The organism is Paenibacillus sp. ALJ109b (assembly GCF_010747435.1).
Lineage (GTDB): Bacteria > Bacillota > Bacilli > Paenibacillales > Paenibacillaceae > Paenibacillus > Paenibacillus taichungensis.
The window spans coordinates 1-24417 of record NZ_JAAIFP010000026.1; the positions used below are offsets into that span (position 1 = coordinate 1).

Sequence of the window (24417 nt, forward strand, 5' to 3'; positions counted from 1 at the left end):
TCCCTGTCTCACAAAAGGGGTTCAGTCCCCATTGAGTCATGCTTTTTTATTACATATGGATGACTCTGTGAAAATACTCCAAAGGATGATTGAAAGTGTGTTGGAGGGTGGAAGAATCATTTGTTTTGAACCTCATTGGATTGGAAATATGGCGAACTATCATGTGGAGGGCGTTGAACAAAGTGAAATCATTAAACTAGGCATTTTACAGAGATTATTTGAACAAGATCATATACGTACAGGTAAAGATGGAAATATTGGAATGCGGTTGCCCATATTAATGAGTCAATTAGGATTAACGAATGTGGAATGTAGAATGAGTGATAAGGTCAACTTTCTAGATCAAAACATGGACTCTGCCAGAAAAAACATTCTCTATCACTCAATTAAAGAAGAAGGTATAGGACAGGACCCTGGTGATTCAGTAGAGGTAACCGAATGCTTATCAACTCGGGGCTTAACCCAACATGAAGCAAAGGCACAGTATGAAGCTGAATTAACACTCTCCAAGGTATTTGATGATGAATCTTGGTTGACTTATGCAGCCAGCATGAAGATTTCATTTGGAACGGTCCGAAGGGAAGAGTGATAAGAACTGTGGGTTCACGGATTGCACTTTGTTATTGCTAATTGAATGCAGAGGACCTTTTGATTAAAGGGAGCTTATTATTTTTACTTGGATGTATTGAATCTAGAACATAAAAAAGGAGGACTTTAAATGAAATTTATTGTGTCTGCAAGTGTGATTGTCCTTAATGAGAACGATGAAATCTTACTTATGAAGGGACGGAGAGGCTGGGAAATGCCTCAAGGCTGTGTGGAAGAAGGCGAGACCATCACACAAGCTGCTATTCGAGAGGTGAAGGAAGAGACTGGCATTGATATTGAACTTATTAAGTTTTGTGGCCTATATCAGAATACTACGCGGGGAGTATGTAACAATATATTCACTGGAAAACCGATTGGAGGAACTCTAACTACAAGTATTGAAAGTGATGAGGTTGGTTTCTTTACATTAGAACAAGCCAATGAAATGATAACCTGGGGGAATTTCAAGGAGAGAATTCACAAAGCATTGGATGAGAGCACTCATCCCATTTTAGTTGAGTTCTCTGAATAACATATGGGTGAAGGTATCTTGAAAAACAACATTGTTGTTGTGGTTAAGGGAGTCATTGAAAATAAAGGCAGGGTATTGATATTAAAACGTTCAGGTGCAGATGAAGTTGCCGCTGGGACCTGGGAAACCGTTGGTGGAAAGATCGATTTTGGAGAAGAACTAGAAGAAGCTTTGGCTCGTGAAGTGAAAGAAGAAGCTGGGCTTAAAGTGAGCGTTGAGAAGTTACTATTTGCTACTACTTTTTTTACGGATCCGCACAGACAGATCGTATTACTGACATATTTGTGCAGAGCGACAGATGACCGAGTGATACTTTCAGAAGAACATAGCGAGTATATGTGGGCAACCCGATCAGAGTTATATGACTATTTACCACAAACTATTTTAAATGATTTTAAAAAATATAACGTAATCGATACAGTTGAAATCATAGCTAAACAATAAGGACTTAAGTAACTCATTAATCTACTTCAACGAATATAATTCGGCAAACGAAAGGGATATTTGAATGAACCCAATTACTATAGAACCAATCGATAAAACGAATTGGGAAGAGGCGATCGCGATATCTTTACTTGAAACGCAAGTAAATCTTGTACCGACGGTCATCGAATCTTTAGCATATGCCTACGTGAAGCCGTGGGATGCAGCTTTTGATCCATATCTTTTGCGTGAAGGCGATAAAGCTTTCGGTTTTTTCTATTTATCGTACACACCAGCAAGTACGGATAATTATTGGATTGGAGGATTTCAAATAGATAAGGACTATCAAGGAAAAGGATTAGGAAGTCAATCACTTTATATGATACTGGAAAGTATTCAGGAAAAGCATCCACAATGTCAAATCATCTCACTAACCGTAGAAAAAAGTAATGCACGTGCAAGAGCCTTATATGAGAAGATAGGATTTATTAATCAGGAATTGGAAAATCAGGATGGTGAAGTGATATATAAAATGAAATTGAAATAAATAGAAATCGGTCATTATGAAGGTACAATGATCCATTTTCATAAAAAAGGCGGGGATAGTATGGTGTACAACGATCTCACTAAAACGATGACCACAGAAAGGCTGCTGTTAAGATTATTTACGCAAGCAGATGCTGCTACCGTTACTAGATTATGTAATGACTACAACATTTATAAGAGCACACTCACATTACCCTACCCATATACATTAGATTGTGCAGTGTCTTGGATAGAGCAACATAACGAAAATTTTAATGCAGATAAATTATATGAATTTGCTATTTGTAATAGGGAAACAGGTGATTTGTACGGGGCAATAGCATTATCTAATCAACAACGTTACGATAACGGTGAGTTATCTTATTGGGTAGGTCAGCCGTTTTGGGGAAAAGGTTATGCAACGGAAGCAGCTAAAGCCATGTTAGACTTCGCTTTTGATGTGAAAAAATATCATAAGGTATATGCGCGACACTTTGCTTCTAACCCCGCATCAGGACAAGTTATACAGAAGATTGGCATGATAAAAGAAGGAGTACTGATGGATCATGTCAAGAAAGAAGACCGGTATGAGGATCTGATTTACTACGGAGTAGTGAGAAATATGGTGAAAGAATAAATTTCAAATCCAACGCGGAGGAATACATATTGATAATTAAACCGGGTAAAAAAGTTTTACTTTCGTGGATAGATTGTTATGTACCGGAAAAAGATTTGTTTTTCCTATCAAAAGAACATCTTGATTATGAATTTGACTTTACCGATGTACTATTAATGCCAAAAGAGGAGTTCTACAACCACAGCACATATAGGCAAGTGAATTATGTGAATGGTTATGAGTACTGGAATATTAAGGACGTTGATTATGTAATCATTGCGGATAAAGAATGGATTGAAACCATTCCTGAAGAACAGAAACGATTTTTATTAAATGCACAAGTGCAAAGTGGAAGAGGGCTTGTTTTCCCTGTTACATTTGTACATGATTTGGCGGAAATACCTGTAAGCTATTTGATGGATGGACATGTTATCCTTCAGCGCTTCATGTGGGAAAAGCTGAACAAGTCATGTAAAGAACAGATACTTACGACATTGGTTTACGAATGGTGGGATAAAGGGGAATGTGAGAAGCCACCTGAGTCGCTACCTGCTTTTCTAAAACCATATGCCAATTCGTTTGCTAGTTCCCAAGGTGCAAATTGCCTCGCAGCTGTTTTGTTTGCAATCTCCAAAGGGAACCAGGAGTGGTTTATCTATGAATGGGTACATCAAAAAACGTTTCTTGAGAAATTAAAACAGTATCAATACGAGGAGTTATTAACTCACGAACTACATCAAGGGGACGTTGTCATATGGACAGATGAGAATGGGATCATTCAACATGCAGCATATCATCTGGGAGAAGAACTATATTTCAATAAAGATGGGCAAACGATATTCAACCCGTGGAAGATACTCTCTAAAGAGCAGCTGTATAGGGAGTGGGAGCATCTAACCATTGTAAAGTTCAGGCAATGTAATAAAGTATTTTAATGGAAATTAAAAAACGGAGTTCCCGTACATTTATTTGGAGGTAAAGATATGAATCCACTGATTCCATCCATAGATTTGATTAAAGAAATTGAACTCTCGGAAATCGATTATATGACAGATCGGATGCTTGCTATACAAGGTCGGGACTCTAACCCAGAAGGAATTGAGATTCAGCAATTTGGAAATGCCATCTGTTTCTACAGTAAAACCATGCCATGGCCCACGTTTAATACGGTGAAGGGCATAACGAATAATGATCTGGAACACCTGGATGCTATCATTGATTTTTATAGACAGCGCGATCGGAAGGTTCAGTTCGAAGTTATTCCATCTGTGGTGGATCAGAACTTCTTGAAACGTTTAACCGACTTAGGCATGTATGCATCGGGATTTCATTCATCTCTGATCATCAAACCAGAAGAAAAAAAGAATCACTCAGATCATATCCAAATTCAAGAACTTGAAGAGGATCAATTCGAGCTATACGCGACCATTCATTGCAGGGGAACCGGTTTGTCGGATGATGGTATCCCTTATGTCGCCCAGAATAATAAGGTTCTTTATCATCGTCCAGGTTGGAAATTTTACATCGCATATGTCAATGACATCCCTGCAGCGGTAAGTGTTCTGTTTATTAAAAATCAAAAGGCATCCTTAACCTTTGCAGCAACATTACCTGAGTTTAGGAATCAGGGTGTACATCAGCAGCTTTTGAATAGAAGAATAACGGAAGCCTTGAATAAGGAATGTAATCTGGTGGTAGGGCAATGTTCATTTTTATCTCAAAGCCATCGAAATATGGAGCATGTTGGCATGAAGTTGGGATATATCCGAACAGCATGGACGGAAAGATAAAAACTAGATTGAATTAGGAGGTAGCTCATGAACAATACAAATAAAATCCTGGGTGCGGTTCTCATGATTAGCAGTATTTTCATTTCAACCTTAGATAGAATTTCCGTGAGAATATCTACAGCCATAGTGGAAGCGGGATACGCTTCAGGTGGGAAAACACGCGAGATAATCCCAGCAAGTGATAATGGTTTCACGGGTTTTCTCGTATATTTCTTATTTTTCGTTGGATTTGTGTTATTGATTGCTGGATTCCCTGGGAATCCCAGAAAGGATAAAACAAATAGGTACACACAAAACCGATCTTAGGAGGGGTTCATTTTGCCTGAGTACGAAGAAGCCCTAACCGGAGGCAATGTGAATAAGGTTGTAAAAGTAGGTAGCACAGTTCGGCGTGACGCTATACCGAATCCGTATGTATATGAATTGCTTAAGCACCTTGAAACGGTGGGCTATGCGCATTCCCTTAGATATTTGGGAGTAGATGAGCAGGACAGAGAAATCCTTTCTTACCTGGATGGTGTGGTTTCGGGAAATGACTATCCTGAGGTTGAAAGTTATATGTGGTCTGATGAGACCTTAGACAAAGTAGCGAAACTTTTAAAAAGCTATCATGATGCTACAGTGGATTTTGTTACATCTACGGTTTCTTTGAATAATTGCCCATTGATATCTTCAAAGGAAGAAGTAGTCTGCCATAACGATTTTGCATTGTATAACGTTGTATTTCAAGATCGGCTGCCTGTAGGAATCATCGATTTTGACATGGCAGGGCCTGGTCCGCGTCTATGGGATATCGTTTACAGCTTGTATACCTCTGTCCCATTAGCAGGTTTTTCACCGGGTAAAGATGAAAGAGAAGTCGTTCCATATAATAAACCAGATCATGCATCTGAGCGGAAAAGGCGTATAGCGTTATTTTTTAATGCTTATGGTATGGATGTGCCGACAGATCTGAAGGAATGGGTGATTTCTCGAATTCATTTCATGTGTACCACACTATCTGATCGGGCGGCGTCTGGAGAAATAGCTTTTATCAAAATGGTTGAAGAGGGTCATTTGGCTCATTATGAGAAGGAAGTAAGGTTCCTTGAAAAGCATTTCGGTGATTGGAGTTAATTGAAATAAAAAAACAAAACGGAACGAGTGATATTATTGTGATCAGATTAATACCTACTACAAGAGAGAACTGGAAAGATGCATTAAACTTACAAGTTCAAGCCAATCAAAATCATTATGTTCCATCAGTAGCCGTGTCCCTAGCGAAGGTGCACATTCGTCCAGATGGGGATGAGTACAAGTATCTACCATTTTGCATATATAACACGGAGGATAGCTTAGTGGGTTTTGTTATGATCACAGTCGATGAAACAACAGCTTGGTCCTATTGGTTAAATGGTTTTATGATCGATGTAAGCTATCAAGGTAAGGGATATGGAAGAGCAACGATAGATTCGGTAATTAGCTATATAAAAGAGAACTATGTCCATAGCAAGTGTTTGAATTTAACTGTATGTGCAGATAATGAAGTTGCCAGAAAGCTTTATGAAAAAATGGGGTTTTCAGAGACCGGTGACGTATATGATGATGAAATTGTATATCGGTTCGTTTTTTAATTTAACGAGAGAGGTGCAGTGATGACTACTAGAGTGGGAGCATATGGGGAAAAATCTATACTAAATTCTACATAAAAGCAATGTAGGATTCATTATATCCTCCAAGTCCTTTTATGTACTTAGTTTGTTTAAATAAGTACATAAAAGGACTTGTTGGTTGGCCTCCCTTTAGATCCTACTTCTGTTTAACCAGTACAACACCTATGATGATGACCACAAGCCCAATCCACGTTTTCCAAGAAGGAACTTCCTTCATAAACCAGTATCCCATCCATATGGAGATGAGCACTTCTATGCATTTGGCAATGACCAGGACATAGCCCAGTTGGCTGACAGCTTTCATTCCAAACTTGACACCGTATCCTACGCTCAGATTAGCGGCGAGAAATAGAGGCAGCATCCAAAGATGGAATTTGAATGTGGACCAGAACTGAGTGTCAATATGCTTGCTTTGATATGAAAAAATAATGTTGATACAGGCTAAGCCAGCAAACATGAGCACAAAGCTGATAAGGTATAGCATAACATCACTCCCAAGGATAAGTAGTATGATTAATGTTTCCTCGAACCAAAAATTTTATCCATGGGCATGAAATGCTGTTAGCGAAGATGAAGGGACCGGCTAAACCGAAAGGAACACAATCCATGATTATTTTTAAAGCAACGAAAGACACCTTAAAGGATTTGAATGTAAAACCTGTAACCATCGACCAGCCTGTGGATGCTTTCTTTAGTTGGCATGTAAATTTCTTCAAGCTATATGGCAAAAAACACTATGTGTTTATGAATGATTTTTCGAGGTTGAGTTTAACGGTAACCGGGATTCGAACGAACCAAGCCAATAATCTCAAAGAAGTCTTTTTAAATCATTTGCAGGCTTATTTTTCCGTTGAAAATTCCTGATGCGTTAGCCAATTCATATTTAAGAGAATGCAATGAAGGGGGGATTACAAAAACGGACAGCAGGAGTGTTATAAGCACGATGAATGAAATGATGCTGATTTTAAATACGGTTCAAAGTGAAAACGATGATTTGAGAGACGAGGACAAACGACATCAATGGATAAATAGAAGCATCTACAAACCAATTGATTACAAGTATCCTATCGATGTATTTGTGAAAGCATTGGAAAACAGTTTCAAAAATTGGGGTTAAGAGCACTCCCTATTGGACCGTAGAAATATTGATAGTGAGGATGTCTCGGCGGGTCAATGATTCTGAAAATCAGACTGTAAACAGGCGATATTCGTTATGTTCAGTCAAGTGATCTGGAAAACATTTCTATGATGAATTTTACATAAAAGCAATGTAGAATTCATTAAAATCCACACGTCCTTTTATATACTTAGTTTGTTTGATTCAGCGAACTAAAAGGACTAGGTGGTCGTTTAAATGTTGAAAAAACGAGACTTGCACGAATGCCACTCACTTCATGATTTGATGGTCGACCCCGCTGTTTTTCCATACGTTCGTCATAAGTGCCGATCTTATGAAGAATATTTATTTGCAACTAAACAGGTGATTGATGAAGAAGAGCAAAACACATGTATTTCCAGAACGATCCTTAATGAGCTGGGACATCCCATCGGAACCATTGATTTATATCACATGGAACATAAGACAGGTTTTCTTGCAACATGGATTGGAGCCCCTTATTTCGGAAAAGGTTACAATCAACGAGCAAAGGAAGCTTTTTTTGCTGAGTTGTTTCTTCAACGTGAAATCGAAACAGTATTTCTTAAAATTCGAAAACAAAATATTCGATCCAAGAAAGCGGTTGGAAAGTTGCCTTATGTCAAATTAGCCAATGAGATATACCACGAAGTGTATAAGTTGATAAACAATACGGAACAAATCTATGATTTGTATTATGTGAATCGTTCTGACTTTATGGCAAGTGAAGAGATGAATCATGTGGTTGCTACCTAAAAATTAATTTCGATATCTATTCAAACGAAATCCCGCCAGGTTTGTCCTGTCGGGATTATTATTATTTTCTTTTGAGAATTATTAATTTTGCAGATAGGAAACAATAAGTAGGGATGCAGGAATATGGAAATTAAGGTCGAAAGAAGAGATATAAGCAAGAATGAAACAACGTTATAAGCAAATCGTAAAGTATTTTAATTCTGAGGTGATGTAATGGAGATCAAAAAAATAGAGAATCTATCCAATGAAGATTGGCTTCAACTTGGAAGCTTTGGATATAAATCAACTCAAAAATATGAGCTTTCCAGAAAAGAGACACAAGATTCCTTTAGTGTGAATTTAACGTTGATAAATTTGGATGACATCTACGAAAAAGAAGAATTGAACAGTACAGATGATTTGGAACGATATGATGAAATCATACAACTGGGATTTTCTTATGCAATATATATAGATGGGAAAATCATAGCGCTCGCAATTTCCGAACCACAAGCTTGGAATAATACGCTGATGATATGGCATCTTCAGGTGAATGAAAAATACATAAGAAAAGGATATGGGAGACTGTTGATCAATAAAGTGAATGAGATTGCCCAGGAACAAGGTTTCAGAGCTATCACGTTAGAAACCCAGAATACGAATGTTCCTGCCATTCATTTTTACAAGCAATGTGGTTATCAAATTGAAGGAATTGATGTATCACTATATTCAAATAATCATAGCCAAAATGAAGAAATAGCTTTGTATATGAGAAAGAAGATCCAATAAGAGTAACTGGGTATTACCTTGAAACCGCTTAAATCTATGATGTTTGGTGAGGAGAGAGTCTGCATGATAACGCTCAGAAAAATAACACTAGATAACCGACGATCTATATTTAACTTGGAAGTTTCAGAAGAGCAGCGTCAATATGTTGCATCAAACCTTTCAAGTGTAGCATCATGTTATGTTCTTGCAACCAATGGCGGCTCCCCATTCCCACTTGCGATTTACGCAGATGAGCAACCTGTAGGTTTTGTAATGATAACTTACGGAATCACGGGTTATGATCTTCCTGTTATTGCTGACAATAGCTATTGTATTTTGCGACTGATGATTGACAAACAGCACCAGAGCAGGGGCTATGGACGGGAAGCATTAAAGAAAATATTGGAGTTTATTCGAACTTTCCCAGCTGGTCCTGCACGTTATTGTTGGATACCATATAGTCCTGATAACTTGGCTGCCAAAAAGCTATATGAGAGCTTTGGATTCCATGAAAACGGTGAAGTGTGCCATGACGAGCTCATAACAGTATTGGAACTTTGATCTCTATTTTTAGATGAGAATTTTATAACAAAGGTTTCACGCTCAGTTTAATAACTCTTGCTTTCCTACGTTATAAAGTAGAAGTTCAATAGTTGTATTTTTTACCATACATGATAACGTGATATTAAAACCAACTATTTTAGTTGGAAATGTATTTTGGAGGTATAATTATGACTAATATCGCGAAGAATCTCACAGAGCTGATTGGTAATACACCACTTTTGGAGCTTTCTAATTTTGCGAGAAAGTATCAAGTTGAAACTAAGATCATTGCTAAATTGGAATACTTTAATCCAGCAGGTAGCGTAAAAGATAGAATCGGATATGGAATGATTAAAGATGCTGAAGAGAAGGGGTTAATTAACCAAAATTCAGTGATAATAGAACCGACGAGCGGAAATACAGGTGTTGGGCTTGCTTTTGCAGCTGCAGCATTAGGATACAGATTAATCATAACGCTTCCTGAGAGTTTCAGTGTAGAACGTAGGAAGCTGTTGATCGCTCTGGGAGCAGAACTAGTTCTTACACCTGCCACAGAAGGAATGTCTGGAGCCATCAAAAAGGCTGAAGAAATTGCGGCTACAATCCCTAATTCATATATACCTCAACAGTTTAAAAATCCAGCAAATCCACAAGTACATAAGGTAACAACCGCAGAGGAGATTTGGAGAGATACCGAAGGCAAAGTGGATATTTTTATTGGTGGTGTTGGTACAGGCGGAACCATATCTGGAGTTGGCGAAACACTTAAACAAAGAAAAGAAGATGTGAAAATTATAGCTGTAGAGCCTTCGGATTCCCCGGTACTTTCTGGAGGAACTAAAGGAGTGCATACCATTCAAGGAATTGGTGCCGGTTTTGTTCCCGACAATTTTAATAGATCTGTAGTTGATGAGATCGTACAGGTAAGCAATGAAGATGCATTTGAAACAGCACGTTTTTTAGCTAAATCCGAAGGGTTATTAGTTGGTATTTCGTCTGGTGCTGCTGCATATGCAGCAGTGCAAATTGCCAAAAGGCCAGAGAATACAAATAAAAGTATAGTTGTTCTATTCCCAGATACAGGGGAACGATATTTATCAACAGATCTTTATCCAGAAGCATAAGATTAAATTATTAAGCTGCCCTCACCGCTTCAAAGCATCGTTGCCGATTCTTTGAAGCGGTGAGGGCATGGATTCACAAACGTAATATGCAACCTGGAAAATCGATAAGTCTTGGAGGTAGTTGCGGTGACGAAAAAGCGGAAAATAGTAGTTGTTTTATTATCCATTGTATCTGGAATCATTGGTGTATATTTAATATTGAATCAATATATAGTGCTTGATCGAACGAGTCAAGAATTAGGCATTTATGAAATCGTTTCATCCCAAGCTGATGTGGAGGTTTTAGTTGAAGGAACAGGTAAACAAAATATACTAGGAGACAGGGTCTCTACCAAGATAAAAATTGTAAACATCTTATTTAATAATACCTCCAATAATCTTGTTGAGGGAAATGAAATTGAAGCTAATGAGTATTTAGTAGTGCATCATAATAGACAAGTGAGTGGACTGCAATGGACCCCAGGAAGAAGTATCTTCAGTATGGGCACAAGCTACAAACGCTTGAAGAAAGGTGAACAACAAACAATTCACTTAAAACTTAATAAAGAATCAAATCAATTTTGGATAATGCCTGAAGAGTTAATTATTCAATGAATTTAAGGCTGATCAATGAAGTTATGGAAGCGTACATTCAATTCAATCTAAATAAGTCGTAGTGACGAAAAAATAGTTAAGGGTGAATGCAATGACTGTTGGAAAAAAGGTTTTTGTTTTAAAGGATGATTCACGTATTGATCCGATAAGTAAGGAAACCAGAGAAGTGCTCATTAGTATATACTATCCTGCCAATGCAGTGGAGCATGAGTCGAAGTATATTTCGTTATTTGAACCTAATATATCTTCCGCTGTTGGTATGCTCTCTAGTATGGGAGTGGATAAGGATTATATTTGTAACCTGGATACAAAAATACATAATGATGAGAGTGTTGATATTACTACTAAAAACTGTCCCATTATTTTTATAGCTCCGGCTTTTGGTGTCGTTAGAGATATGTATTCCTTTTGTGTAGAGCATTTAGTGGAGTGCGGATTTGTTGTCATTACTATAGGGGCCACTCATGAATCTATATTTTCCATTTTTCCTGACGGTCGCTTTGTCCAGCAATCCAAAGAGATATCCGAAATAGAAAGTTTAGATATTCATTCTTGGAAACAATTATTGAAGCTTAGAGTTGAAGATATCAGTTGGGTTTTGAAAAATGTAGATAAGGTCTTGGATTCAGATAAGGATATTAGGGGCATAGTCGATGTGAATGAAATGGGGATCATTGGTCATTCATTAGGTGGGGCTGCTGCTTATGAATTGCTTAAAAGAGAAAAGAGAATTAAGGCTAGCATTCTATTAGATCCTAGTTTCCATTTAATGACGACGAATGAGGAAGAGGGAATATCTGTTCCTTTATTGGTAGCTCGGCAAGAGAAATGCTCGTTTGAAGAATTGGAAAATGAAATCTCTCCAGACCTATTACCTTTGTTACTAAGTGGGTATGAGTCTTTGTTTAACTCGAATGAACTCAATAGTTCATTTATTAAATTAAACGGTGCTCATCATATGACTTTTAGCGATATCCCGATACATTACAAGGAAGATGGGATAGAACACAAGCATTCCACTATTAATAAGTATATCTCTGCTTTCCTTGAGGAGCATTTAAAGAAGGAAGAAAATAAATTTCATGGGCTGCTGAAAAATAAGATTAATGATGGAATTGATCAAGTAAATAGTAAAGGACATGTTATTTAAGGGGATTCAAGATAATATTGAAATCGTTCACAACAATTATGATTAATTGGGGGGCACTTTAATGAATGTTCAACAATTCAAATCGCAAATCGAAGAATTATTTGGTCCATTACTTTTAGAGTTTAAAGAAGATGAAGAGTATGGCTTCTGTAATTTCTCATTAAATAATTACGAGAGAATTGGTTTTGCAACAAACATTACTCCTGAGATTGTTATGCAGGCTGCTGAGATGAATGTTGATTTAATAGTGACCCATCATGATGCATGGGATTTTGTTTATGGGATGAAGGAACGTTGCATAGAGCTATTAGAAGAATATAATATTGCACATTTCTATATTCATTTACCTTTAGATTATGTTAGTTTCGGTACGTGTATTTCTTTGCTTAATCTACTAGGAATTAGTAATATTGTTCAACAACCTTATCAGTTAGATAGTAAAACTGTAATAGGTATTGGGGAGTTTGCATCTCCAATAACATTGAAACAACTAGTCGGGGATATGAACAGATTATTGGGTGAAAGAGTCTACTTTCAAAATAATAATAATAAAGAAATTAAAAGAATAGGCATGATTACAGGAGCAGGAAATGGGACTGACCAGTTGAGGGATGCTATGAATAGTAATTGCGACGTTTACATTACTGGCGAAAAAACATTATATACAGTGCAATATGCTAAGTTCATAAAAATGAATATCATTGTGGGAAGTCACACCTATACTGAAATTTTCGGAGTAAAGTCTTTAGCTCAAAAACTTCAGGAGAAATTTAAAGGTATAGAAATATTGCAACTATATGAAGAACATTTTGAAGTAATGGAGTAGTTAACAGTCACAGGGTAGAAATTAAATGGGTTAGTTTGAACGAGGGGGAATAACGTGTGGAATTAAATAATTGGTCCGAGGAACTTAAGTCTTATGATTTATCAAATGAATATTCCATTCAAAAGGCTGAGCCCGAAGAATGGGGACTGTACTGTTCTGTCTATTATAATATGGCCTATACTGGATTTTTTAGAGAGGAAGGCTACTTCAATGTTTCGCGGAATAACTCTTTTTGGATTTATAAAGGAGAGTCAAAAATCGGTGGGGTAAGGATGGCACCCAATACGTTATATCATCTATTCTTTATGCCCCCATTCAATGATTCATTTGAGGTACTGAAACTTCTTAAAAGAATACTCATAAAATGGTCTGATGCAACTCAACGTATCAAGATATATGAAGTTCTCCCCGATCAAGTACATTTATTTACGAGGGCTGGATTCTGGCCAGATGAGTTCAGATGTCGCTGGATGCAGCGCCCGACAGATCATTTCAATGTGCGTTGGGATCATGATTTTATAGTTAAGAGCCCCGAAATTATCGAGAATGAAACGGGTGCTAAGCAATACATTAATGAAGATGAAATTGCTCAGTGTGACTTTGACAGCTTTGTAGACGGTTTTGAAGCCTTACGCAGAAAGAAAACATCCCTTGAAGACTTTATCCCGAACGAAGAAATCTATTATACCAATGAGAACCTAACTCAAGCTTCTACACTTGTATATGATAAGGTTACTGGACAGCTCGTAGCCAACTGTCGCCTTTGTTTGCAGGACAATCAAGCAGCAGTATATAGCATCGGAGTCAACCCTGCTTACAGAGGAAAAGGACTTGCTACACGCATGCTGCAAAGAGCCCTGACTTCTCTTAAAGACAAGTATCCAGTTCTAAGGTTATATGTCATGGAAGGCAATGATGCCGAATCAGTTTATTTTAATCTTGGATTTGTTCCTGGCGTTCAAGAGATACAAACGATGTATGTTCCTGTACATGAGTAGTCACGGTTAAATTAATTAACTATTAACCCGAGTGGATCTTTTTGAATGGGGCAGCATCGCTGTTTCTAATCTCTCGGGTTTCTGTTGCTTGAGGAAAGGATGGTTATTATTGGGACTATATTAATGTTGGTAGTGTCTTTGTTTTTTGGTATTTTTGTTGTGAAAATCGGAATGGATAATTCCAAGAGTAACCAGTACACCAAAGAAATATTGCAAGAATTAAGAGAAATCAAGGAGATTCTAAGGGAAGAACGATGAAGATAACTTCAAGGAGGCGTTAGGGTGCTTTATGATTTAAAAGGCGAAGCCAATATGTCACCTGTTGTTGGGTTGTTATTTGCTGCGGTTATAGAAAACAGTCAACGACTCCAACGAATCACGGAAGGTATGTCGCAAGAAGAAATAGATTATAAAGGACCTAATAACAACTTCAATAGTACCGCTCAATTAATAACACATATCACCTACGTCGATCTGAATTGGGCTTTTCGAATAAAGGGACTACCACTTCCTCAAAACTTAAGAGAGCAACATGGCCCCATGATTGATGAAAATGGCAGACTTCCTATGGTTCAAGGAATATCTTTGAGTACACTTATGTCGACATATGAAGGTGTCATAACCATGTTGAAGGACGCGTGTACACAATTAACGGATGATGATCTAGCGAGGATTGTTACTTTTGGACATGAGAATGAGAAGCAAGCGACCATACGCTGGGGTATTTGGCATATCGCTGACCACAGTCGTTATCATCAAGCCCACATTAATCAACTTCGAAGATGGTATCATGAAGCTTATTAAAACGATGAGAAAGCGGTATTTGTATTGCATTTTCCTTTCAACAGCTAACAGGCTCATAGAAAAAAGCCGAACTTATAACATCTGAAGAGTGTCTAATATATAGCATCGTTAAAATTTCGGTTTTTAGGAGCTATTCAATAATGAAGAAAATAAGTACCTATATTATAGTTTTATTAACATTGAGCTTAATCATTCTGGGTTTTAAATTTGTTGAATCTCAAAATCAAAGAAAAGAGCTTCAGAACTCTATTGATAATTCATTCAGATATGAAATAAGTAATGTCCAGCACAGCTTTAGTATGGAAGTTAATGATTATACGTATAGGTCAATGATATCAAGTGTGTCTAATGTAGCTGCGATATCGGAACTAACTTCTTTTGAAAAACTGAATGATGATTTAGATATTAGTTTGTATCAATTATATATCGCACTTAGAGAGGAAAGATCCAAAGACAAAGTCTTATTACGAATAGAAGAACTTAGAGAAATATTTAGTATGTTGGTCAGGGATCCGATAAACCATGAGGCAACAGACAGAATAATTCAGATCAATAATGATACATTTTTTAATGCAAAAGAAGAATGAGCATCTGGTGAGATGATGAACATTCAGTTCATGTGAAAAACAAAGGAGGTGATTCCATTGGTAAACAAATAAAATGAGAAAATCTAAATGTTGATTTAAATAAGCATGTAGATTTTCTCTCTTATGGATATAGAATTTATTATAGAGGAGAATGAACATGCTAAATCAATTAAGTGAAACCATCTATTATCTATCTAACCAAAATGATAAAGAAAGACCGACATTGGGGTTAGTTTGCGGTGATAAATACAGCCTTGTCGTTGACGCTGGAAATTCAGTTCAACATGCCAGGGATTTCTTACAAGAAATAGAGAAGTTAAACGTTCCACCCGTTAAATATGTGGTCATCACTCATGCCCATTGGGATCATTTTTTAGGAATGAATGAATATGGAGCTACGATTATTATGAATAGTCTAACTAGCCAAAAGATGAATGATTGGCGGAACTATTCTTATGATGACCGCTCTCTTCAGGAGTATGTGGATTCCAAGAAGATGACTTCACATTGCATGGAAACGATACAAAATGAAATACCGGATAGAGACACATTTCAGTTATGTCCCCCGGATATCATTTTTGAAAAGTCACTCCATCTGGACTTGGGCAATAAAGTTTGTGTACTTGAAACCATTCGAAGTACACATACGGATGATTCAACCATTGTATACATTACGGATGAAAAGGTCATTTTTCTGGGCGACAGTGCTTACAACACAACTACAAATTCGCTATATCATATTAAACAAGACAAGTTATTGCCTATGATTGAGGACATTCAGCAATATGATGCGGTTCATTTCTTGCTTGGTCATGAGTCGATCTGTGACGTGGAGGAGATGGCTACGTATTGGAGAGAGCTCATCTCGGCCAATAATGCTGTGAAATCCACATCCTTAGAGGAAGCAATCGAGCGATTTGAAGCAGCCAATGATCGAACAGCAAATGACAATGAGCTTTTCTTCTTACAAGGATTCGTGAATGATCAGATATTACAATCAAAAGCAACGAAATAAAAGACATCCATGAAAACTCATTTCAATTGATCCATGTGAAGTTCTCTGATATACTTTTCGCATGATATTTGATTGGGGGTTACTCAGATGGCAATGCTGAATTGCTCGTTAGCTAGAAATAACTCATGCAAAGCCTGATCGGGGGCGATACTTTGCGTGGGGCGCGATAGCTTAGATTCTTTCGCCCATACTTAATATTATCGTTTCTGATAACAGGCTTTGCCCTTATTGATTTTTTTCTGCGAAAAATAAGGAGCTGAAAGCTATGAGTACACCATTTATTAGAAACCACCAATATAATTTGATTAAAAGACAAGCTGAATTTGTTCGCAAAACCGTGCAATCTGCCGCGGATCGCAGGGTCCTGGAGACTGTAAGATACAGTGCTGCAACAAACATCATTGATGCATTTACGGATCTGACAGAGGATCAGCAGCAAATGCTGGAGCAAATCTCGTCGCTGGAGACAACAGACGATTTTCAACGGTATATGAAAGCACTAGAACCATACCTGGAGTTGTATCCACCGATTACGTTGAAACAAATTCAGAAGTTATTTCCGAAGAACAAAAAGATGAAAATGCCTGATCTACAATCCATTGATTTTCGATATGTAACGTATCTGAGCTGGGTAGATATTGCAACGAACAAATTATTCGTTGTGTATCCGTTCGAAGGACAGTTTATCGGTATTGAGGGAAGAATAACGCCGACACACAAGAAGGGGTACTGCCTATTCTGTAATCGGCATCAAGAGCTTGCATTCTTCACGGTCAAGACCAAGAACGCTTTACCGGATAATTATTCTGCGATTGGTCAATACGTTTGTATGGAGAACCAAGGATGTAATCACAGCATTACCAATACAGAATCGCTGGAGAAGTTCATTCTCTCCGCTCGTAAATAAGGTTATATTAAGTAAAGGTCTGCCTGTAAAGGCGGCCTTTTTTGCTTATGATTTCATTCCTAAGGCAGTTCAGAAATCATTGGAAAAAGAGGTTGATAATTGTTAACATGTAATCATACGGTGTGTATACAGAGAAGAGGAGGGAAATTGGAAATCAAAGATCGTCCAAAGATAACAATCCCCAAAACGTTACTGGAAAAAACTTTAAATATCACAACCATCATTTTATTTAAGCTTAAATAATGTTTAGTTTATGTTCCGATTCAGTAACAGTAAGTGAAGACAAATACTATGAAATCGTGAGGACGTTAAAAATGAATAACCCTGCTGTTAACGATGAATTGAAAATTGTATTTGAAGATCATGAGGAGGATTACCATGCTGTCTGTAGCAATTTGTATCAATACAATCTAAGAGAAACAAATGGTCTGTTAAAGAAACCTGGCAAAAGCATCAATTTGTTTCTAAGGGATAAGACAGGCAAAGCAGTAGGTGGGATCTTCTGTGCTACGTACTGTTATACTTTATATATTGATAACTTTTGGATTGATGAAGAATACAGAGAAAATGGGTATGGGAAATCATTAATCATGCAAGCAGAGAGCATTGCTGTTAGTGAGGGCTGCAAACTTTCACATACAAGTACATTTTCTTATCAGTCTCCTGAATTTTACAAGAAGATGGGTTATGAAATATTTGGAATGATAGATGAATACCCGGAAGGAATTATTCAGTACTTCTTGAAGAAAAGATTATAGACTTACATAGGAATCTCAGCAACATTATATAACATCTACAAAGGAGAAATGATATGACGGTCGTTGGAATCTTGGGGACAATTCATAATCAAGAATTAAGAGAGAAATATAATAGTTCACTTATCCTGTATGAGGATCTGATTACAGAATTCAACCCGGATATTATCTGCGGTGAAGTGCATCCCCAGAGTTGGATGAAGTATATCAAGGATAAACAGGATAAGGGATATTGGGGTGAGCCAGCCAGTGAGTATTGGGAGCTTATCTTTCCATTATGTGAAGAACGGAATATAGAGTTTGTGCCTATTGACTGGTTTGAGTTAGATGTCTGGAATGATTTTGATCCATTTAACGGCTTCTCAGAAGAGCAGTGTAAAGCGTTGGAGAAGATCGATGATGAATGGTTTGCTAAACAAATGAATACACATGACGTTGGATCGATTCCCTTTAACTCGGATGCGTTTGATACTATGACCAAACAAAAATATGAATGGTTGGATCAGATTAATCCAAAAGCAAATAACTTTAGATGGATCGTACGAAATCAGATTATGATTCAACGTGTGAAGAACACTTATCATTCGAATCCGGGCAAGAAAATTCTATGTGTTGTGGGAGCAGATCATAATTATATTTTCAAAGAGGAATTGATCAATGAACCTATTGAATTGGTATATCCATTACGATAGTTCAATTAATAGACTATAACTTTCAGGAGGTTTATTCCATGATCAGATTGTGCAACAGTATGGACGCAGATGCAATGGTTGAGATCATTAATGATGCAGCAAAGGCATACCAAGGTGTAATTCCTGAGGATCGCTATCATGAACCCTATATGCCATTGCAAGAATTGAATCAGGAAATCCGTGATGGCGTCGTATTCTGGGGCTTTGAAGAAAATAATAGATTATGGGGCGTTATGGGAATTCAGGATAAAGGTGATGTTGCTTTAATCAGGCACGCATATGTAAGAACTCACCAACGCGGTAGCGGAATAGGCACAAAGTTGTTGGCTCATCTGGTGGCATCAACCGATAAACCGATATTAATAGGAACCTGGGATTCGGCAGAATGGGCTATAAAATTCTATTTGAAAAATGGTTTCACCCTAGTTTCATCGGATGAGAAGAAGCAGTTATTAACTCGATACTGGAACGTCCCCGAAAGACAAATCGAAACCTCTGTCGTTTTATGTGACGGGAAGTGGGAATGTAAGAGCATCTTTACCGAGGCTTAATAATCACTAAATGATGAGAGGTGCCTGAATGCTTTATCATTTTAGCGAGGTTTCAGATATCCAAGTTTTTATTCCAAGAGAGAAACAAAACAGAGCTGAATTTCCTGCAGTGGTGTGGGCTATTGATGAAGAGCATGAATATTCATATTACTTTCCAAGAGATTGCCCGAGAATCATTTGTAAAAAGACTGACACTTTAAGTGATGAGAATAACGAGAAGTTTTTCAAACATTCTAATGCGGATATCATCGTTACGGTTGAAAGTTCATGGTATCCGAGGATTATGAATCAGATCATATACAGGTACCATTTCGATAACACCAGTTTTGAACTCTTTGATCCAACGGCGGGATACTACATTTCTTATCAGGTTACTAAGCCTCTACTTGTAGACCTCATGGATGGTTTAATAGAGAGATTATTTAAGAAAGGAATTGAACTCAGATTTACTCCAAATCTGTACCCACTGAGAGAGGCGATACTTACATCGGATTTCAAAGAATTTGGAATACATAGATTCAATAATGCAACGAAAGTTTAGAGTGAACTTGAGTAGCATAGGGGGGATTTCTATACAGTATCCAATAGTAGTATTAGATTTGGATGGAACATTACTCAACACAGATAAACAAATTTCGAAACGGAATTATGAGGCAATGGTGAAATGCTCTAAACAAGGGATCAGATTTATCTATGCTACAGCACGTCCACCAAGGGCAGTAAGGTTGCTTTTACCTGAGGAGTTGCTCCATCGCGGTTCTTTTATATATTACAATGGAGCCTATATCCACTGCAATTACACTGGTATTCAACAATATGAACACATAGACCCTGCGATCACTGCTGAATTAATAAATTATGGCATGGAAATCAATGAACTGGGTTTAAGCCTTGAAGTGGAGGATCAATGGATTAGTTTAAAAGAATATGATTATACAACGCTAATGAGAGTTAAAGAAAACCCAACGTTAAAATCATTAGAAGAGCTCAAAGGTATTGCTGCAACAAAAGTACTTTTAACGGGATTGAAGGATATAGATTTTCTCAGAGAGAAGTTTGCATCCAGATTAAATGTTTTGGTTACAGACGGTGGTAACCTTGTTCAAATCTCATCTATCAAAGCCTCCAAAGAGAATGCATTGAGAATTTTATGTAAGGCAATGAAAATAAAAGTTGAAGACGTAATGGTTTTTGGTGATGATTTTAATGATATCGGGCTTTTTGAAATATGTGGCTGGTCGGTAGCCATGGGTAATGCAATTGAAGAGTTGAAGATTCTCTCGAAAGAGATCACTGATACGAATGATTCTGACGGAGTTGCGAGAGTGTTGGAACGGGTGTTGAGATGAATGATTATAAAATTTGGGATGAACGATTTCAATTCGATAACGAGATGGATGCACTTGTAACGCTAGGGGAGTTATAGAGGTCTTTTTACGATACAGAATCTTCTATTTCGTATATAATAGAAATTCATATGAGTCTATATAACTACATAACATCGCGAGGTGCACCAATTTTATGCCAACCATCTATGACTTTAGCGTAATCAAAACGAGTGGAGAACGTTTCCCACTCTATCAATACGAAGGAAAACCTGTACTGATCGTGAATACAGCGAGCAAGTGTAAGTACACGCATCAGTTCGACGATATGCAGAAGCTTTATGATCGGTATAAAGAGCAAGGGCTTCAGATCATTGGTTTCCCGTGTAATCAGTTTGCAGAGCAAGAGCCGGGAAGCAGCGAAGAGGCGGAGTCCTTTTGTCAGATCAACTATGGCGTGAAATTCCCTATGTTCTCCAAAATGGATGTCAATGGGGAAGCGGCGCATCCGCTGTATGACTTTTTGAAAAAGTCGGGACCTTTTGCAGGTTTTGATGAGTCAGATGTGCAAGCGAAACTGCTAAAGCTAATGGTGGCGGACAAAGCCCCGGAATGGTTGCATGGTGATGCAATCAAGTGGAACTTCACGAAGTTTCTGATTGATGGCGAAGGGCATGTGGTTAAACGTTTTGAACCTGTTGACTCGATTGACGAGATCCAGGCGAGTATTGAACAGCTACTGTAAGCTATCTTTCACAATCCTAAAGGGCCATGACACGTACCGTGCAAACAAACGGATATGTGCATGGCCTTCTATATTTCAAAAGTCTGCCCAGTACTATCCGACATGATGTGAAACGGGTAAAATGGTAAGAAACCTCTCCAGAACAGGAGGTACTTGAACGTGCCAAGTGTAATGCAATTTAGTGGACCACTGGAATATAGCTATCGCTCCACCAGCACGTACGACCCTGGAGCATCGGACGGATTTCATTCGCATCCGCAATATGAAGTGTACTATTTTCATGATGGCGAATGCACCTATCTGATTGGAGATCGAGTCTACAACCTTGAACCGGGTGATCTGGTCCTGATGCATGGCATGACCCTTCATAGGCCACATCCCATGCCAGGCAGACCGTATGTGCGAACGACGCTGCACTTCGATCCCTCGGCCATCCGCAGCAGTCTGCACCCGGACCGGGTGAGCGAAGTGTTAAAGCCGTTCGAAGAACTGAGAAACTGCCGAATCAATCTGACAGGCAATATTCGTTCCGATTTCGAAGCTTTGCTGCTGAGTTTGCATCAGCTTACGGTGAATCCGGGTGATTTCAAAGAGGAACGCATGAACGTTCGCTTATGTGACCTGCTGTATGTTATAGCTGGAATCTGCCGAGGCAGGGTCGAGGACCACCTTCCTTCTTCCGAGAAGGAGCGGCATGTACAGCATATTATTGGATATGTCGAAACCCATTATATGGAGGACATTGGTCTGGATGATCTGGCAAGTGAGCTTCATCTATCCAAGCCTTACTTGGCAGGATTATTTAAAGAAATGACAGGCAGTACCATATTTAAATATGTGTATGACCGCCGAATTAATCAGGCCAAGCTGTTATTCCAATATCAGCCGGATATCAGTGTGACAGAGGCTAGCCGGTTGGCCGGGTTCAAACGTTTATCCCATTTCAGTCGAATGTTCAAACAAAGTGTAGGGTGTGCACCTGATCTGTACCGCAGTCGATTACATCGATCGTTTGATTAATGTAGTGTCACGGATCAAGATTTTACATGCTGCACAGCCTGAGGAGGTTACTGAATGCAATCTGAACAACCATTTAAGCTTGATTACCGAATTGGATCAGCCGATGCCGATTACAGATCACAATGTCGTGCATCTGCTTTACTGGAACATATGCAGTTGGCAGCAGACCGCGATTTAGCAGGCATGGGAGTTACCGTATCGGAGATGCTCGATCAGGGATTGGGCTGGATGCTATTAACGACAGATGTCACAATCATACGCCCAGCCCGATTGGAAGAAGAAGTATCCTTGCAGACGTGGCATAAAGAAAATAAAGGTGTGACATGGTTAAGGGATTATATCCTCACAGATCGAGAGGGAACACATCTGTCTGAGGCTCGCACGGCTTGGGCGTTGGTCGATCTAAAGAGACGCAGAGTCGTCAGACCATCAGCTTTACCTTTTGAAGTGAAATCGCATCCTGATTTATCCTTAGGTGAAGCCCCTGCTAAAGTGACAGTTCCCTCTGAACTCAGCTTGCAGGAACAATATCGTTTAACTGTACAATACAGCAGCACAGACAGTAATGGTCATATGAACAACGCCCGGTATGCAGACGTATGTTGTGATGCATTAACACTGGATGAACTGGCTTCAGGTATGATCCGTCTGCAAATTTCATATCATCGTGAGATTCGTATGCAGGAGCAAATGATTGTTGAGCGTTCAGTGGTTACAGAGGGAGCTGTGTGGGTCCGAGGAAGATTGGCTGAAGAGAATGAGAGCATTATTTTTGAAGCCAAATTGACTCTCGGAGATTTCATTGCTTCGCCCAGTGATCAATGAAATGGAACAGAATACAAGTAGATGAAGTCAACCAGTTTGTTCTGGTTGGCTTTTTGCTATTTTACCTCCTGCTGCAGACAAAGATGCATCTGTTACGTTCATCTCATAATTCGCTCGTGTTTAGAAGCCAGACAGAAAAGGTAAAAGAAGGGTAAATGAAAAACTGAGGAGGAATCACGAATGAAAGAGCGCACACCGGATCAAAATAACAAGGATACACATAAGGATCGTTCCCATAATAATCCCGAACAGTATCCAACAGAGCAGGAAAGTTTGCTTGACCGGTATGAAGAAGAGCAGACGGTGGACCCCATTCCGATGGAAGATCTGAATATGGAGAAGCAGGAAGAGAAGAATAAGGATCAAACCAAGAGCAATTCGTCATCGGAAGAGAAATATCGAGCAGATTATCGCGAGTCGAAGTGATCAGATTCATGTAATAGCTGTTTGAAATAAATATAATGTACATTTAGTGAAAATAAAATAGTTTGTTGACTAATGTATGTTACTATATTATAGTTACTGTGTTGGAACTTAGGAAATACCATTTTGGGAGGCGAATATTTATGTCTACATCTTTCTTTGAAGCGTTGAAAAACAGAAGATCTTATTATGGAATCAGCAAGGAATCCACAATCTCGGATGCTAAAATCCAGGAAATCGTGGAAGAAGCGGTAAAATACACTCCGACTTCATTCAACTCACAAACATCTCGTGCCGTAGTATTGCTCGGTGAACAACACGACAAACTGTGGAATCACACCGAAGAAATTTTGCGTGAAGTGGTTGGCAATGAAGAAGCTTTCAAATCTACAGCTGAGAAAATGGCTGGATTCCGTAGCGGATATGGTACAGTGCTTTTCTTCGAAGATAATAATGTGATCGCACAGCTTCAACAAAATTTTGCATCTTATGCGGATAATTTCCCGATCTGGGCAAACCAATCCAACGGTATGTTGCAACTGGTGATCTGGACTGCCTTGGAACAAGAAGGTCTGGGTGCTTCCCTGCAGCACTATAACCCGTTGATTGACGAGAAGGTCAAACAGGAATGGAACATTCCGGAGAACTGGAGACTGATCGCTCAAATGCCATTCGGCAAGCCAACAGCAACACCAGGCGAGAAAGAATTCCAACCGATTGAACAACGTGTAAAAGTACACAAGTAAGACTTTCGCCTGAAGTCAAATGT

The 24417-nt window shown here is 38.5% G+C and carries 34 protein-coding genes and 1 pseudogene; 34 read left to right on the forward strand and 1 reads right to left on the reverse strand.

What is annotated here, in order from left to right; translation table 11 throughout:
• From G3352_RS23005 to G3352_RS23050, 10 genes are all read left to right on the forward strand, one after another.
• The coding region (locus tag G3352_RS23005) for a class I SAM-dependent methyltransferase (RefSeq protein ID WP_205525017.1) at positions 1-589 on the forward strand (589 nt) is incomplete at its 5' end.
• A gap of 129 nt (positions 590-718) precedes the next feature.
• Positions 719-1120 carry an NUDIX hydrolase gene (locus G3352_RS23010; RefSeq protein ID WP_062324469.1) on the forward strand — a complete coding sequence of 134 codons (402 nt, stop codon included), beginning with the start codon at positions 719-721 and terminating at the stop codon, positions 1118-1120.
• A 3-nt stretch (positions 1121-1123) separates the two neighbouring features.
• Positions 1124-1564, forward strand: a complete 441-nt coding sequence (locus G3352_RS23015; RefSeq protein WP_205525018.1) for an NUDIX domain-containing protein — start codon at positions 1124-1126, stop codon at positions 1562-1564.
• A gap of 64 nt (positions 1565-1628) precedes the next feature.
• A complete protein-coding gene (locus G3352_RS23020; protein WP_163760382.1) occupies positions 1629-2090 on the forward strand; it encodes a GNAT family N-acetyltransferase in 462 nt (153 codons plus the stop codon).
• Positions 2091-2150: 60 nt separating this feature from the next.
• Positions 2151-2705 (forward strand): GNAT family N-acetyltransferase, encoded by a 555-nt coding sequence (locus G3352_RS23025; RefSeq protein WP_163760484.1) that lies wholly within the window; start codon positions 2151-2153, stop codon positions 2703-2705.
• 29 nt (positions 2706-2734) lie between these two features.
• Positions 2735-3619 carry a hypothetical protein gene (locus G3352_RS23030; RefSeq protein WP_163760384.1) on the forward strand — a complete coding sequence of 295 codons (885 nt, stop codon included), beginning with the start codon at positions 2735-2737 and terminating at the stop codon, positions 3617-3619.
• A 48-nt stretch (positions 3620-3667) separates the two neighbouring features.
• On the forward strand, positions 3668-4474 hold the full coding sequence (locus G3352_RS23035; RefSeq protein WP_163760386.1) for a GNAT family N-acetyltransferase: 807 nt from the start codon (positions 3668-3670) through the stop codon (positions 4472-4474).
• A 27-nt stretch (positions 4475-4501) separates the two neighbouring features.
• Positions 4502-4780, forward strand: coding sequence for a hypothetical protein (locus tag G3352_RS23040; protein WP_063563283.1), 279 nt, complete (start codon positions 4502-4504; stop codon positions 4778-4780).
• A 12-nt stretch (positions 4781-4792) separates the two neighbouring features.
• Entirely contained in the window at positions 4793-5590 is a 798-nt protein-coding gene (locus tag G3352_RS23045; RefSeq protein WP_163760389.1) for a phosphotransferase, read from the forward strand.
• Positions 5581-6087 carry a GNAT family N-acetyltransferase gene (locus tag G3352_RS23050; RefSeq protein WP_205525019.1) on the forward strand — a complete coding sequence of 169 codons (507 nt, stop codon included), beginning with the start codon at positions 5581-5583 and terminating at the stop codon, positions 6085-6087. Before G3352_RS23045 ends, G3352_RS23050 begins: the two co-directional genes overlap by 10 nt.
• Before the next feature lie 175 nt (positions 6088-6262).
• Here the strand turns inward: G3352_RS23050 and G3352_RS23055 are convergent, their stop codons facing one another.
• Positions 6263-6583, reverse strand: coding sequence for a hypothetical protein (locus tag G3352_RS23055; RefSeq protein ID WP_306291800.1), 321 nt, complete (start codon positions 6581-6583; stop codon positions 6263-6265).
• 149 nt (positions 6584-6732) lie between these two features.
• Here G3352_RS23055 and G3352_RS31740 point away from each other — a divergent pair.
• The 24 genes and pseudogenes from G3352_RS31740 to G3352_RS23175 all read left to right on the forward strand — a co-directional run bounded on the left by G3352_RS31740 (position 6733) and on the right by G3352_RS23175 (position 24394).
• Positions 6733-7243 (forward strand): annotated as a pseudogene (locus G3352_RS31740) (DUF6933 domain-containing protein).
• Between the two features lie 237 nt (positions 7244-7480).
• Positions 7481-8017: a GNAT family N-acetyltransferase gene (locus G3352_RS23070; protein WP_163760399.1), complete on the forward strand. Its 537-nt coding sequence runs from the start codon at positions 7481-7483 to the stop codon at positions 8015-8017.
• 213 nt (positions 8018-8230) lie between these two features.
• Positions 8231-8785 (forward strand): GNAT family N-acetyltransferase, encoded by a 555-nt coding sequence (locus G3352_RS23075; protein WP_163760401.1) that lies wholly within the window; start codon positions 8231-8233, stop codon positions 8783-8785.
• A 63-nt stretch (positions 8786-8848) separates the two neighbouring features.
• Positions 8849-9325, forward strand: a complete 477-nt coding sequence (locus G3352_RS23080) for a GNAT family N-acetyltransferase (RefSeq protein ID WP_163760404.1) — start codon at positions 8849-8851, stop codon at positions 9323-9325.
• Positions 9326-9495: 170 nt separating this feature from the next.
• Positions 9496-10431, forward strand: coding sequence for a cysteine synthase A (cysK, locus tag G3352_RS23085; protein ID WP_163760406.1), 936 nt, complete (start codon positions 9496-9498; stop codon positions 10429-10431).
• Positions 10432-10557: 126 nt separating this feature from the next.
• Positions 10558-11025, forward strand: a complete 468-nt coding sequence (locus G3352_RS23090) for a hypothetical protein (protein ID WP_163760408.1) — start codon at positions 10558-10560, stop codon at positions 11023-11025.
• A 91-nt stretch (positions 11026-11116) separates the two neighbouring features.
• On the forward strand, positions 11117-12175 hold the full coding sequence (locus tag G3352_RS23095) for an alpha/beta hydrolase family protein (protein WP_163760410.1): 1059 nt from the start codon (positions 11117-11119) through the stop codon (positions 12173-12175).
• Positions 12176-12236: 61 nt separating this feature from the next.
• Positions 12237-13001 (forward strand): Nif3-like dinuclear metal center hexameric protein, encoded by a 765-nt coding sequence (locus G3352_RS23100; protein ID WP_163760412.1) that lies wholly within the window; start codon positions 12237-12239, stop codon positions 12999-13001.
• Between the two features lie 56 nt (positions 13002-13057).
• Positions 13058-13999: a GNAT family N-acetyltransferase gene (locus G3352_RS31625; protein WP_163760413.1), complete on the forward strand. Its 942-nt coding sequence runs from the start codon at positions 13058-13060 to the stop codon at positions 13997-13999.
• A 132-nt stretch (positions 14000-14131) separates the two neighbouring features.
• Complete coding sequence (locus G3352_RS31495; RefSeq protein WP_256337832.1) at positions 14132-14257, forward strand: hypothetical protein; 126 nt, start codon at positions 14132-14134, stop codon at positions 14255-14257.
• 24 nt (positions 14258-14281) lie between these two features.
• Positions 14282-14803 (forward strand): DinB family protein, encoded by a 522-nt coding sequence (locus G3352_RS23110; RefSeq protein ID WP_163760415.1) that lies wholly within the window; start codon positions 14282-14284, stop codon positions 14801-14803.
• 140 nt (positions 14804-14943) lie between these two features.
• On the forward strand, positions 14944-15390 hold the full coding sequence (locus tag G3352_RS23115; RefSeq protein ID WP_163760417.1) for a hypothetical protein: 447 nt from the start codon (positions 14944-14946) through the stop codon (positions 15388-15390).
• Between the two features lie 157 nt (positions 15391-15547).
• A complete protein-coding gene (locus G3352_RS23120; protein WP_163760419.1) occupies positions 15548-16405 on the forward strand; it encodes an MBL fold metallo-hydrolase in 858 nt (285 codons plus the stop codon).
• A 265-nt stretch (positions 16406-16670) separates the two neighbouring features.
• The gene (locus tag G3352_RS23125; protein WP_163760421.1) at positions 16671-17312 is read left to right on the forward strand and encodes a FusB/FusC family EF-G-binding protein; all 642 of its coding nucleotides are present in this window, start codon (positions 16671-16673) and stop codon (positions 17310-17312) included.
• Between the two features lie 314 nt (positions 17313-17626).
• Positions 17627-18070 carry a GNAT family N-acetyltransferase gene (locus G3352_RS23130; protein ID WP_163760423.1) on the forward strand — a complete coding sequence of 148 codons (444 nt, stop codon included), beginning with the start codon at positions 17627-17629 and terminating at the stop codon, positions 18068-18070.
• 53 nt (positions 18071-18123) lie between these two features.
• Positions 18124-18759, forward strand: a complete 636-nt coding sequence (locus tag G3352_RS23135; protein WP_163760425.1) for a hypothetical protein — start codon at positions 18124-18126, stop codon at positions 18757-18759.
• 38 nt (positions 18760-18797) lie between these two features.
• Positions 18798-19310, forward strand: coding sequence for a GNAT family N-acetyltransferase (locus G3352_RS23140; RefSeq protein WP_163760427.1), 513 nt, complete (start codon positions 18798-18800; stop codon positions 19308-19310).
• Between the two features lie 28 nt (positions 19311-19338).
• Positions 19339-19851 (forward strand): DUF6886 family protein, encoded by a 513-nt coding sequence (locus G3352_RS23145; protein ID WP_163760429.1) that lies wholly within the window; start codon positions 19339-19341, stop codon positions 19849-19851.
• Positions 19835-20659 carry an HAD family hydrolase gene (locus G3352_RS23150; RefSeq protein WP_163760431.1) on the forward strand — a complete coding sequence of 275 codons (825 nt, stop codon included), beginning with the start codon at positions 19835-19837 and terminating at the stop codon, positions 20657-20659. Before G3352_RS23145 ends, G3352_RS23150 begins: the two co-directional genes overlap by 17 nt.
• 172 nt (positions 20660-20831) lie before the next feature.
• The gene (locus G3352_RS23155; protein WP_163760433.1) at positions 20832-21380 is read left to right on the forward strand and encodes a glutathione peroxidase; all 549 of its coding nucleotides are present in this window, start codon (positions 20832-20834) and stop codon (positions 21378-21380) included.
• 159 nt (positions 21381-21539) lie between these two features.
• Positions 21540-22400: a helix-turn-helix domain-containing protein gene (locus G3352_RS23160; protein ID WP_163760435.1), complete on the forward strand. Its 861-nt coding sequence runs from the start codon at positions 21540-21542 to the stop codon at positions 22398-22400.
• Positions 22401-22454: 54 nt separating this feature from the next.
• On the forward strand, positions 22455-23225 hold the full coding sequence (locus G3352_RS23165) for an acyl-[acyl-carrier-protein] thioesterase (protein WP_163760438.1): 771 nt from the start codon (positions 22455-22457) through the stop codon (positions 23223-23225).
• Between the two features lie 180 nt (positions 23226-23405).
• Positions 23406-23651, forward strand: a complete 246-nt coding sequence (locus G3352_RS23170; protein ID WP_163760440.1) for a hypothetical protein — start codon at positions 23406-23408, stop codon at positions 23649-23651.
• A 140-nt stretch (positions 23652-23791) separates the two neighbouring features.
• Positions 23792-24394 carry a nitroreductase family protein gene (locus G3352_RS23175; protein ID WP_163760442.1) on the forward strand — a complete coding sequence of 201 codons (603 nt, stop codon included), beginning with the start codon at positions 23792-23794 and terminating at the stop codon, positions 24392-24394.
• Positions 24395-24417 lie beyond the last annotated feature (23 nt).